Origin of the sequence: Alcanivorax sp. (assembly GCF_002726155.1) — a bacterium.
GTDB lineage: Bacteria > Pseudomonadota > Gammaproteobacteria > Pseudomonadales > Alcanivoracaceae > Alcanivorax.
Map to the genome: position 1 here is coordinate 1 of NZ_PBSH01000001.1, position 12,367 is coordinate 12,367.

Annotated in this window: 12 protein-coding genes; 10 read left to right on the plus strand and 2 right to left on the minus strand. The window is 59.1% G+C overall.

What is annotated here, in order from left to right:
* The 6 genes from groEL to rimI form a co-directional block, all read left to right on the plus strand.
* On the plus strand, positions 1-859 hold an 859-nt coding region (gene groEL, locus CL546_RS00005), incomplete at its 5' end, for a chaperonin GroEL (RefSeq protein ID WP_290492250.1).
* Positions 860-1,163: 304 nt separating this feature from the next.
* On the plus strand, positions 1,164-1,766 hold the full coding sequence (gene rrtA / locus CL546_RS00010; protein WP_290492251.1) for a rhombosortase: 603 nt from the start codon (positions 1,164-1,166) through the stop codon (positions 1,764-1,766).
* Complete coding sequence (locus CL546_RS00015) at positions 1,726-3,453, plus strand: DUF3592 domain-containing protein (RefSeq protein WP_290492252.1); 1,728 nt, start codon at positions 1,726-1,728, stop codon at positions 3,451-3,453. Before rrtA ends, CL546_RS00015 begins: the two co-directional genes overlap by 41 nt.
* A 121-nt stretch (positions 3,454-3,574) precedes the next feature.
* Positions 3,575-5,125 carry a 2-isopropylmalate synthase gene (locus tag CL546_RS00020; RefSeq protein ID WP_290492253.1) on the plus strand — a complete coding sequence of 517 codons (1,551 nt, stop codon included), beginning with the start codon at positions 3,575-3,577 and terminating at the stop codon, positions 5,123-5,125.
* Positions 5,126-5,219: 94 nt separating this feature from the next.
* Positions 5,220-6,029: a hypothetical protein gene (locus tag CL546_RS00025; RefSeq protein WP_290492254.1), complete on the plus strand. Its 810-nt coding sequence runs from the start codon at positions 5,220-5,222 to the stop codon at positions 6,027-6,029.
* Positions 6,019-6,492 carry a ribosomal protein S18-alanine N-acetyltransferase gene (gene rimI, locus CL546_RS00030; RefSeq protein ID WP_290492255.1) on the plus strand — a complete coding sequence of 158 codons (474 nt, stop codon included), beginning with the start codon at positions 6,019-6,021 and terminating at the stop codon, positions 6,490-6,492. The genes CL546_RS00025 and rimI overlap by 11 nt, the downstream gene beginning before the upstream one ends.
* 324 nt (positions 6,493-6,816) lie before the next feature.
* On the opposite strand, the gene CL546_RS00035 is transcribed toward rimI, so the two are convergent.
* Positions 6,817-7,242, minus strand: coding sequence for a hypothetical protein (locus tag CL546_RS00035; protein ID WP_290492256.1), 426 nt, complete (start codon positions 7,240-7,242; stop codon positions 6,817-6,819).
* A 154-nt stretch (positions 7,243-7,396) separates the two neighbouring features.
* Here CL546_RS00035 and CL546_RS00040 point away from each other — a divergent pair, with 154 nt between their 5' ends.
* From CL546_RS00040 to CL546_RS00055, 4 genes are all read left to right on the plus strand, one after another.
* On the plus strand, positions 7,397-7,732 hold the full coding sequence (locus tag CL546_RS00040; protein ID WP_290492257.1) for a DUF2834 domain-containing protein: 336 nt from the start codon (positions 7,397-7,399) through the stop codon (positions 7,730-7,732).
* Between the two features lie 67 nt (positions 7,733-7,799).
* Positions 7,800-9,380: a peptide chain release factor 3 gene (gene prfC / locus CL546_RS00045; protein ID WP_290492258.1), complete on the plus strand. Its 1,581-nt coding sequence runs from the start codon at positions 7,800-7,802 to the stop codon at positions 9,378-9,380.
* A 126-nt stretch (positions 9,381-9,506) separates the two neighbouring features.
* A complete protein-coding gene (locus CL546_RS00050; protein ID WP_290492259.1) occupies positions 9,507-9,896 on the plus strand; it encodes an MmcQ/YjbR family DNA-binding protein in 390 nt (129 codons plus the stop codon).
* An 18-nt stretch (positions 9,897-9,914) separates the two neighbouring features.
* Complete coding sequence (locus CL546_RS00055) at positions 9,915-10,220, plus strand: hypothetical protein (protein WP_290492260.1); 306 nt, start codon at positions 9,915-9,917, stop codon at positions 10,218-10,220.
* A gap of 170 nt (positions 10,221-10,390) precedes the next feature.
* Here CL546_RS00055 and CL546_RS00060 read toward each other — a convergent pair whose 3' ends face one another.
* Positions 10,391-11,827 (minus strand): phospholipase D family protein, encoded by a 1,437-nt coding sequence (locus tag CL546_RS00060; protein WP_290492261.1) that lies wholly within the window; start codon positions 11,825-11,827, stop codon positions 10,391-10,393.
* Positions 11,828-12,367 lie beyond the last annotated feature (540 nt).

Consider the following 12,367-nt stretch of genomic DNA (forward strand, 5'->3'; position numbering starts at 1 on the left):
GAACAACATGCGCGGCATCATCAAGTGCGCCGCCGTGAAAGCGCCGGGCTTCGGTGACCGTCGCAAGGCCATGCTGCAGGACATCGCCATCCTCACCGGTGGTACCGTGATCAGCGAAGAAGTGGGCCTGAGCCTGGAAAACGCGTCCCTGGAAGATCTGGGTACCGCCAAAAAAGTGAACATCGACAAGGACAACACCACCATTGTTGATGGCGCTGGCCAGCAGGCAGATATCGACGCCCGTGTGGAGCAGATCCGCAAGGAAATCGAAAACTCTTCCTCTGATTACGACAAGGAAAAACTGCAAGAGCGCGTGGCCAAGCTGGCCGGCGGTGTTGCAGTCATCAAGATCGGTGCTGCCACCGAAATTGAAATGAAAGAGAAGAAAGCCCGTGTGGACGATGCCCTGCATGCCACCCGTGCTGCGGTAGAAGAAGGTGTGGTACCGGGCGGCGGTGTTGCCCTGGTGCGCGCTCTGGCTAACGTTGGCACCATCAAGGGTGACAACGACGAGCAGAACGCCGGTATCGCGCTGACCTTCCGTGCGCTGGAAATGCCCCTGCGCCAGATCGCCTACAACGCCGGTGCAGAAGCGTCTGTGATCGTGCAGGAAGTGCGCAATGGCAAAGGCAACTACGGCTACAACGCGGCCACTGGCGAGTACGGCGACATGCTGGAAATGGGTATTCTGGACCCGGCCAAAGTGACCCGTTCCGCGCTGCAGGCAGCGGCCTCCATCGCCGGCCTGATGATCACCACCGAAGCCATGGTGGCGGACAAGCCGGAAGAAAATGCCGCTGGTGGTGCCCCGGATATGGGCGGCATGGGTGGTATGGGCGGCATGGGCGGCATGATGTAAATCAGCCGGTCATTCGACCATTGAAAGCCTTAAAGAAAACCCCGCCTTGTGCGGGGTTTTCTTTTTTTGGGCAGAAGCGAGTTGAAAGTTCAAAGTGTAAAGTTGAAGCGCGGGGTCGGGAAGTGCCACCCGCAAACCGATGGCCGCCGCGATTCCTGTGCCAAAGCAGCGCCATACCAAGGCGCTCTCGTCGCGGCTCAAGCGCTTGCCGATTGGCACGAGTTCTAACCGCGTTTGAACTTTACACTTTGAACTTTCAACTCACCCTTCCCATAATCTCCTTTCATCCCTGACAGGCAGCCGCATGCAACCCAGAGACAGAAAACTCCGCCCGCACTTCGCCCTGGTGCTGGCCATGATGGTGGTGCTGGGACTGGCGCATGCCTGGGTGAACCCCTGGTTGGGGTTTGATCGGGGGGCGATCGAGCAGGGGCAGTGGTGGCGGATTTTTACCTGTCATCTGGTGCATCTGAATCACTGGCATATGCTGCTGAATCTGACTGGCTTGTTGCTGTGCGGGTATTTTTTTGAAGACCTGCTGGACCGCACCCGGTTTTGGGCATGGCTAGGGTTTTGTGGTGTCACCACCGGTGTGGCGCTACTGATACTGGACCCGCAACTGCAACATTATGTGGGGCTGTCCGGTATTCTTCACGGGCTGTTGGTGCTGTGCTTGCTGCTGGGTTGGCGGGGGAATCCCTGGCTGCATTCACTGGTTCTGCTGGTGATTGCCGGGCGGATCGTCATGGAGCAGCAAGCCGGTTACGACGTGGATTATCTGCGCAGCTGGATTGACGGGCGGGTGTATGTCAACGCCCATTTTTATGGCGCTCTGTCGGGCGCGGTGTTGTACGGGGGAATCAGAATTGTCGAATACGGCCAGCGCCGATGGCGCGCAAAACAATAACAAGGACGGCAAGAGCGGTTGCCTGATGTACGGTTTCGCCGGTGTTTTTCTGATCGCCGGCTTGGCGGTTATGGTGTTTGTGGCCATCAAGCCGTTATTTCATTACTGGCAGTCGGGTAGCTGGGACCGGGTACCTGCCACGGTGCTGAGCAGCACCCTGAACAGCCATCGTTCCGATGGATCGACTACCTACAGCGTGGATGCACGCTATCGATATACCTATCGCGGGAAAACCTTCACCAGCGACGTGGTGAGTCAGTATGGCGGCAGTGATAATTTTGATGATTACTGGCAACGACTTGGCAGCCGCCTGAACGCCGCGCGCCAGCAAAATCGCACGGTGAGCGCCTGGGTAAACCCGGATAACCCCGGTCAGGCGTATCTGGATCGCACATTGCGCTGGGGCTCCCTGGTGTTTGGCTTTGCGTTTGGTGGCGTGTTTGCGTTGGTGGGTGGCGGGTTGATGGTGCTGTTTTCCCGTGGCAGCAAGGAAAAGTCTGCGGTGTCGGAAACGGGGAGCTACACCAGCCAGCAGAAATCCGGGCATTGGTTCATGATCGGATTTGGTGCCATTTTTGTGCTGCTGCCGTCGCCGGCCTATATGGACGTGTGGGAGCGGGTCGGCCGGGGGGATTATGCCATCCTGCTGGTATTGCTGTTCCCGGCCGTGGGGCTGGGTGTTGCTCTGGGCGGCTGGAAGATGCGCCGGGCGTACCAGTTTTTTGGCCCCACGCCGCTGGTGCTGCACCCGGAGCCTGGTCACGCCGGTGGCCAGGTTGGCGGTCAGATTCACCTGGGCCGGTCGCTGCCCCGCGAGGCGGATCTGGAGGTGTGGTTGACCTGTATTCGTGGCCGTGAAAGTGGCAGCGGTAAAGACCGCAAAACCGTGGAGAGTGTGCTCTGGCAATCGGAGCAGCGTGCGTATTGTCAGCCGGCGCAAACGGGCACGGATATCCTCTTTTGCTTCGATGTGCCGGCAGAGCAATTGCCCAGCAGCGGTAGCGGCCGCAACTATATTTGCTGGCGGGTGGAGCTGGAAGGCCAGGTGGAGGGGCGTGAGCTGAAACGCAGCTGGGACATTCCCGTGCAGCCTGGAACCGGTACCAGCTGCTTTACCCTGCCAGAATCCCATCGCACTGCAGATCGTCGCGAGCGTGCGCTGGATGCTCTGGAATCGGCCAATCAACAAATCGAAGTGGTGCAGACCGGGGAAGGCTTGCATCTGATCAGTCGGGCCGGGCGCAACCTGGGCATGAAGCTGGGGTTGCTGGTGTTCGGCAGCATTTTTGCTGGAGTGGGCACCTTCCTGTTTGTGCTCGCGGCCGAAGAGGGCTTTATGCTCTATGTCATGGGTAGCATTTTCGGTTTGATCGGTTACCTGATTGTTTTCTCGACCCTGTATACCCTGGCGCGGCGGCTGGATGCCTGGGTACGCGGTGGCGAAGTGCGTAACCTGCGTCGCTGGCTGGGAATTCCGCTGTTTCGCCGTGAGGGGCGGCTGTTGAACGCCGACCAGTTGGTGCTGGAAAGTGGTATGAGCAGCACCAGTAATGGCCGTAAAACCGAGTACATGACCCTGTATGCCAAGGTGGACGACAAGAAACTGCGCCTGGCGGAGGGCATTGAAGGGCGGGAAGCGGGCGAAGCGCTGCGTGAGGCCGTGCTGCGCACCTTGCGACTGGTGTAAACTGTTCGCAAAGCTGAACTGGTGACGCAGGAACGCGCAAGCGTGTCCTGTATCGACTCCTGTAGCGATTTTGGTAGCGAAAGAGGCGAGCCAGTGGCCCCGACAATTTGCGAGATATCCGATGAGCAAAGACCGCCTGATTATTTTTGATACCACCCTGCGCGACGGTGAGCAGAGCCCCGGTGCCACCATGGACCAGGATGAGAAACTGCGTATCGCCCGGGCGTTGGAACGCATGCAGGTGGACGTGATTGAAGCCGGGTTTGCGATTGCCAGCCAGGGCGATTTCCGGTCCGTGAAAGCCATCGCGGATACCGTGCGCGAATCCACCATTTGCTCACTGGCCCGTGCCAAGGCGGCGGATATCGACCGGGCGGCGGAAGCGTTGGCCGGTGCTGAGTCCGGGCGTATTCATACTTTTATCGCCACCAGCCCGATTCACATGCAGCACAAGCTGCGCCTTGAACCGGATCAGGTCATCGAACACGCGGTGGCAGCGGTCAAGCATGCGCGCAATCATATGGGCGACGTGGAGTTTTCCTGTGAAGACGCGGGCCGTTCCGAAACCGATTTTCTGTGCCGCATTATCGAAGCGGTGATTGACGCCGGTGCGCGTACCATCAATATTCCCGATACCGTGGGCTATGCCATTCCCGAGCAATTCGGCGACACCATCGGCCAGCTGCTCACGCGTATTCCCAATGCGGACAAGGCGGTCTTTTCGGTGCATTGCCACAACGATCTCGGCTTGGCTGTGGCCAACTCCCTGGCGGCGGTGCAGGCCGGCGCGCGGCAGGTGGAATGTACCATCAACGGGCTGGGCGAGCGGGCCGGTAATGCCTCGCTGGAAGAAATCGTCATGGCGGTCAAAACCCGCCAGGACCTGTTTCAGGTGGACACCGGCATTAACGCCCGGGAAATCGTGCCCACCTCGAAAATGGTGTCGCAGATTACCGGCTTTCCGGTGCAGCCGAACAAGGCCATTGTCGGTGCCAACGCTTTCGCCCATGAATCCGGCATTCATCAGGACGGCGTGCTCAAGCATCGCGAAACATACGAGATCATGTCCGCCGAAGATGTGGGTTGGCACACCAACCGCATGGTGCTGGGCAAGCACTCCGGCCGTGCCGCTTTCCGGGCTCGTCTGGATGAGCTGGGCATCGTGTTTGCGTCGGAAGCAGCTATGAACGAGGCCTTTTTGCGCTTCAAGGACCTGGCGGACAAGAAGCATGAAGTGTTCGACGAGGATCTGCAGGCGCTGGTGAGCGACACCAAGCGAGCGGTGGAACAGGAGCGCTTCAAGCTGGTGCTGCTGGAAGCCAGCGCGCGCACGGGCGAAACCCCGCAGGCCCGAATTGTGATGTCCATTGATGGTACGGAACAAGACGCTACCGCCACGGGGGCTGGTCCAGTCGATGCCGCCTTCAAGGCCATTGAGCAACTGGCCGATAGCCATAGCACCCTGCAACTGTATTCGGTTAACGCGATTACCGCAGGCACCGACAGCCAGGGAGAAGTGACCGTGCGCCTGGAGAAGGGCGGCCGTATTGTGAACGGCCACGGTGCGGATGTGGATATCATTACCGCCTCGGCCAAGGCCTACCTGAACGCCCTTAACCACTTTGCAGCCGGGGTGGAAAAAGCCCACCCCCAGGCGGTAGAGGGCGTATGAAGAACGCACATATGCATCACGCTGGCACGCAACACGCAGACATGGCGTGTGAGTGTGCGGGCGTGTTTGCGTGCCAGCCGGCGCGGAGCGCCTCATGAACGAAGCGCAGCGCCAGAGTTACCTGAAAGCCATGGGGCTGACGCCCTGGGTGGCCCGTGTGGCTTTGCCCGGGGCGGCGCCGTCACCGGCATTGGACTGGCCGGAGGAAGAGCAGGCTAATGCTCCTGCATCGGCAGGGCCTGTTGTTGATGTGGCGATGCCGTCCCGGGAGCCTGAAAGTGCTCCTGTCGATGCTCCCTTGGCCGCCGCTGAATCCAGCCCGGCTCATGCGGGTACCGAGCATGCGCCTGAGGCATCGGCAGCTGACGCATTGGCGAAAGCGCCATCGGCCCGTTCCGTGACACCTGCTCAAGAGCAGGCTAAGGGCGAGGCCCCTGCACCAGCCAAGGCGAAAGTGAAAGGGCTCACATTTACGCTGGAAGCCCACTTGGGCGGCACCACCTGGCTGCTGTGCGCCCAGGAAGACAGCCAGGCACCCGGGCTGGGGCGTTTCGAAGCCCCGTTGATGGCCAACTTGCTCGCCCTGTTTCAGGGGCGTCCGCAACGCCCGCGTCGTTTCTTCTGTCCTCTCACCGAGCAGCCCATGCCGGCGGACGAAGCCGCCCAGGCGTTGTCGGCCTTTGTGGCCGGGCTCAGCGAGCAGAGCGGCGGCGAGCGGGTACTGTTATGCCTGCCGGAAACCGTGGCGCAGGCCCTGTTTGAACAACCCCGTTATCAGCCTTTCGAGTTGGGCCGCTTGCCGGCACTGGTGATCAGCAGCCTGGCAGAAATGCTGGCAGACCCGGTGCAGCACAAGAAAGCCAGCTGGCAAGCCATGCAGGCTCATGGTTACGATGGCGTTTGATGTCGCCGGCCCGGTTCGGGCCATGCAGGAGGCAGACCTGGAGGCGGTGCTGGCCATTGAAACGGCCGCGCAATTGACTCCCTGGAGCCGTAATCATTTTCTCGATTGCCTCGGCAACGCCCACTATCTGTGTCAGGTCGTGGAGGTTGAGGGGCAGCCGGCGGCGTTTCTGATTATGTCGCGGATTCTTGATGAAACCCATGTGCTCAATATCGCCGTGGCCCCTGCCAGGCAGCGTCAGGGGCTGGCCCGTGGATTACTGGAACAGGCCATAGACGCGGCCCGGCGCGATGCCATGAGTGTGATCTACCTGGAAGTGCGGGAAAGCAACCACAGCGCCCGGGTGCTGTATGAGTCACTGGGTTTCACGGTATCCGGCATCCGTAAAAACTATTACCGCCGGGGTGATGGCCACGAAGATGCGGTACTGATGCAGTGCCTGCTGGCCTCGGGGCATAAATAGCTACGAGTTGCGAGAAAACAGATAGGACAGATAGAGAGACGCGGAAAATCCCCCAAGCATCGGTCTTTCTACGAAGCCGCTGTAGGAGCACCGTTTAGGGTGCGAACCGAGCGCAGCGAGGCCAGCGGCCTGGGGCGGTCAGGAGGGATGGGTTGCAAAAGATATTGCGGGTAGACTCGAACTCCTGTCGCTTCGCTCTGTTCGTCCCCTAGAAGGGAACTCCTACAGTAAAACCCATCTTTGATTTCGCGGGTAGGGCGGTTGCCAGGTGGCACCATCCGCAAACCGCGTTGCCGCATGTAGCGTGCAGCCTGCAGCGGCTTCCTATTCCAACGGCATCCAGCCCTTTTCCGTATCCCGGAAATGGATTACCTGCTGGCGCTGGAAGGTATCACCTTTCTTGAAATTGCCGTGTTCCACTCGCAACGCGCTCAGTGCCATGATCATGGCGAACCGGTCCAGTCCTGAGAGTTCGTCGTTGCCTTTCACTTTATTGGTGTACCCCTGCAGATCTTCCCGTGCTTTCAGGCTGTAGCTGACTTCCACGGTGTAGCGACCATCACCGTCTTCATAGCCGTTGTGCTTTTCCACATCGGTGACTTCCAGCAGTTCGTCCAGATGGGCATTACGCATTTCCGCTTCCAGGGCTTTCTGGGCATCGCCGGCATCGGGGCTGCGGCTGCAGGCGCTCAACAGGGTAAGGGCGAGCAGGGCTGTCACAATGTGAAGGCAACGAACAGTGGCAGACATGGCTGTGTCCTGATTGAAAAGAGGAAGGCTCACTCTAGCATCGCTTTAGCCGTTGACCCAATGGCCACTGGGTTGCCCATGTAAAAGCTGGACAGAAGGCCCATGAATGCCAACGATAGGAGTAACAGGAAAACTCACCAAGGAGGGATTGTTCATGTCTGAAAGCCTGTTTCGCCGTTTGCTGATCATGGTGGCGCTGATCTTCTGTGGAGCCTTTGCGGTGCTGGTGATTCCGCCGCTGATGGCTAACCCGGACGTGCTGGCCGCTGCTGCTGGCGGTTTCGTCAATCCCTATGCCGCAGGCTATTCCACCGATGTCATTCTGTGCTGGGTGATTCTGGCTATCTGGGTGCTGTTTGAGCGCCAGCGTTACCAGGTGCGCGGCGGCTGGCTGGCTCTGGTTCTGGGTGTGGTGCCCGGGGTGGCAGTAGGCTTCGCCCTGTACTTGCTGATGCGCCAGCGGCAACTGAAAGGATCGGGTCTGGTCTGACGGGAAATGAGGCCGCGAAGGCTGTTATACTCGCGCCCTCGAAATACCCAGTCAGAGATAGAGCCCCATGAGCCTGCAAGACCAGGTGGCCAAGCGCCGCACCTTCGCGATTATTTCGCACCCGGACGCCGGTAAAACCACCATTACCGAGAAGCTGTTGCTGTACGGAAACCTGATNCAGAGCGCAGGNACCGTGAAAGGCAAGAAGTCCGGNAAGCACGCCACCTCCGACTGGATGGAGATGGAGAAGGAGCGGGGCATTTCCGTGACCACCTCGGTGATGCAATTCCCCTACAAGGATGCCACCGTCAACCTGCTGGACACCCCGGGCCACGCGGACTTCTCTGAAGATACCTACCGCACCCTGACCGCGGTGGACTCGGCGTTGATGGTGATCGATGCCGCCAAGGGTGTAGAGCAGCGGACAGTCAAGCTGATGGAAGTGTGTCGGCTGCGTGATACCCCGATTCTCACCTTCATCAACAAGCTGGACCGGGATGTGCGCGACGGCATCGATGTGCTGGATGAAATCGAGGACGTGCTCAATATCGAGTGTGCGCCGATCACCTGGCCCATTGGTATGGGCAAGAGCTTCAAGGGTGTCTACAACCTGCTCACTGACACCACCGTGCTGTACAAGACGGGCCAGGGCCACACCGTGCAGGATGTGCGCGAGGTCAAAGGGCTCAATAATCCTGAGCTGGATGAGGCCGTGGGTGCCGACTACGCCGAAGAGCTGCGCGACACTCTGGAGCTGGTGCAGGGCGCCAGCCACGAGTTTGATCTGGAGCGTTTCCTGGCCGGTAAACTGACTCCGGTTTTCTTCGGCACCGCACTGGGCAACTTCGGCGTTGACCATATGCTCGATGGCCTGGTGCAGTGGGCGCCACCGCCCCAGCCCCGTGATGCCACCGCTCGTACGGTGCAGGCTGACGAAGGCAAAATGACCGGTTTCGTTTTCAAGATTCAGGCGAACATGGACCCCCGTCACCGTGACCGTATTGCCTTTATGCGCATTTGCTCAGGCAAGTATCAGAAGGGCATCAAGCTCAAGCAGGTGCGCACCGGTAAGGACGTGCGTATTCCCGATGCGCTGACCTTCCTGGCGGGCGAGCGTGACAATGTGGAAGAGGCGTTCTCAGGCGACATTATCGGCCTGCATAACCACGGCACCATCCAGATCGGTGACACTTTCACCGAAGGCGAAGAGCTGGCCTTTACCGGCATTCCGCACTTCGCCCCGGAACTGTTCCAGCGCGTTGTCCTGAACGATCCGCTCAAGAGCAAGCAGCTGCACAAGGGCCTGACCCAGCTGGCAGAAGAAGGCGCTACTCAGGTGTTCTTCCCGCTGCGCAACAACGATGTGATTCTGGGTGCGGTGGGTACCCTGCAGTTCGATGTGGTGGCGGCACGGTTGAAAGGGGAATACGGCGTCGATTGTCGTTATGAACCGGTCAGCGTGGCCACGGCCCGTTGGGTGGAAGCGGATAGCGACAAAGACATGTCTGCTTTTGAGCGCAAGGCCTACGATAACCTGTCCCGTGACGGTGCCGGGCACCTGACGTACCTGGCGCCGACACGGGTAAACCTGCAACTGGCCCAGGAGCGCCACCCGGACATTCGTTTCCGCGAAACCCGGGAAATATGAGAAGGCAATTAATAGTTAACAGTGAATAGTTAACAGCGAAAATCGAAGAACCTGACCCATCCATGCTAAACATGGCCGCTTTACTACGGGTCGGACAATGGAACCCGCATTTGAAACGAGGTGGACATGGATGTCGATATCGCTCGCCAATATCTTCTCGGCAAGCCCGAAGCGATGGAGGATTACCCTTTTGGCCCGGATGTGGCGGTGATGAAAGTGCGCGACAAGATGTTTGCCACGTTGGGCGAGGAAAGTGGTGAAGGGCGCATGAATCTGAAGTGTGACCCGGATCAGGCATTGGCGCTGCGGGATATTTTTGCGGCGGTGTTGCCTGGTTACCACATGAACAAAAAGCACTGGAATACGATCAAACTGGACGGGTCTATTCCCGAGGGTGAACTCCAGCGAATGATCGACCATTCCTATGCTTTGGTGGTAGCAGGGTTGTCGAAAAAAGTGCGTGAGGGCATGGCCGTGCGCCACGGCCGAGAATCACTCTACGGCGGCCAGAACTGAACAGGCAGGGAGACGGCAATGGCAGTAGTCATCGGTGGCGTTATTATTATTTGGCTGGGCCTCACCATGGGCGCGGCGGGCTTGCGCTGGTTGGGTGTAGCGCTGCACTACCCGGCCCGGTTAGCGGCGCCGGTATTGTTGGCGTTACTGGAAACCGTGCTGTTTCTGTTGTTCGTTCCCGGCACCGAGTTGCTGCCAGAAAGCTGGGGCTGGCCCATGGCCGGTGGCCTGGTGGCAGCGGCCTGGCTGATTAACGGCGCGGTCAGTGGATTGGATTGGCATCGCAACCGGCAAGTGAGTTCAACGTTGAAAGTTGAAAGTTGAAAGGCGCGGGCAGGTTCTGGTGCCTCCTGACCTGCTTCTGAGCCGTGTCGTGAAGATCTTGGCAGGAGTTATTCTATTTTTTTATCGTTTCGGCGCGGCAATAGCGGCCATCGCTTCGCGCAAGCCCTGCTTCGTGCTTTTGAACTTTCAACTTTGAACTTTCAACTCGCTCAAAAACTACTCCAGCCGCTGAATTCCATTCCCCGATACAACCAATACTTCCACACCGAATCATCCGCATACACGGCATAGTCGGTGCTGTGCTTTTCGTCGTAACGGTTTTCCCAGCGCCGTTCGAAGGTATCGCTGGCCTGTTGCATGATGGCGTGGTCGGGGGCGGCGATCAGGCGCACGCTACTTTCCAGATTCAGGTTGTCCAGATTCCGCCGGGTGTAGTTGGCGGAGCCGAGGATCAGTTCGGCGCTGTTGGCGCTGCGACGTAACAGCATCTTGGTGTGGCATTGCTCACCCTGGGTATTGCACCAGCGCACCGGAATGCCGGCGTTGTGTAATTCATGCCCCACCTGACGGTTGGGAATCCCGTTCTTCTCTCGACCGAAGGCATCCTTGTTGGGATCCAGCAGGACGCGCAGTTGCACGCCCCGTTGCTGTGCTGCCAGCAATGCCTCCATCAGGGGGCGATGGGACAGATAGAACACGGACACATCCACCTGATCGCCGGCCTGGCTGTGGTTGAGGGTGGCGAGTAGCGCATCGCGAATCGCGCCTTCGGTAAGCAGTTGCAGGCGAGCATCGGCGCTCGGGTCTGCCGGTTGTGTTGGCAAGGCCGGCAAATTTGGCAGTGAGGTATCGGTGAGCGTTGCTACGGCTAACTCACTGGCCAGCAGGTCGTTGACCGCATTGCCTTGAAAGCGTAACCCGATATTGCTGTGGGCACTGCTGCCATCGTGGGCATTGGCGGAGGTGACCAGGCCGGTCCAGCGTTCGCCTTCGTCTACCACCAGGGTCTTGCGGTGATTGGCCTTGAAGTTCAGCAGTGTCAGGTAGCTGCGCAGGGGGACCTGTCCCGGCCCCATGGGATTGGGCAGCCAGCCCTTGTCCGGGTTGTTGCCCAGCCACTGACAGCATACCCGCCACAGGCCGGACCAGCTGGGGTTGGAGTCACGCAGTGCCGGTAAAGGCGTGGTGACGACGGTGATGTTGGCTTTCTTCAGGCGCGTAAGGTGCTTGCTGTGGAGCCCGCCATAAAGCGTATTGATGGGGTCGGTGATCACCACGATTGGCATGGCTGGATGGCTGGCCCGTCGGGCCAGCAAGGCGTCGGTGAGCTCGCTGGACAAGGCCCGGTCGCTCTCGGTGGCGGTGCCCTGAAAATCGTTGAAGAGGAACATGTCGACCACGATGAGCTTTTCCGCCTGGCCAATTAAGCGGAAGAATTCGTCGAAGATATGTTGCCGGCTAAGCCGCGTGGTTTCGCCGCCGTTGTCGCTTTCCCAGGTATCGTCTACCAGCAATTTGAGCCCGTACACCGCATGGGTTTCCCCTTGGGTATTCAACCCCGGAGGCAGCGGCTTGTAGCGGTGCCAGAGGGCGGTGCTGGCGGTCAGGGCAAGCAGCATCAGCAGGGCGAGTTTCAGGCGGATCATAGGCAGTCCTGTGCAGTTGATGGGGCTACCTTATCAGCTAATCGGCAGAGCGCCATTCGGCTCTGTCATTCCTTTCTTATTAAGTGGTACACACGTGCAACATTCTGAAAAGAATGCCGGCTCCACGGTAACTATGGTACTACGGTGCCACAACAGTGTGGCGCCGATAACTCTCTGACAATCAAGGTCTACCCGTGCGTATTGCGCGGATCTTAACAAGGGAGTCTCTGAATAACCCCTTGCGTACTCAGCGTGGCCAGAAGGGTGCAGCTGTTGTGTTGTGTCGCGACGGACAGGGTGGCTCCCTTTCCTAGCGATAAAGCGCAGCAGATGTGGCCTTCTGGCCGCGCCCTCCGGGTCTTCCAGGCCGGCCCGCACTCGTTGTTGCGTTTTTTCGATGGATGGACATACACCTTCAAAATCGCGCCTAGATTGCGAGCCAGCCTGAAAGACTGAGCATGCAAGGGGTTATTCAGAGACTCCCAAGAACAATCAGCGGTCCACGCTGATCCCGGCGCGCCAACGGTTGCTGCCCGGGGA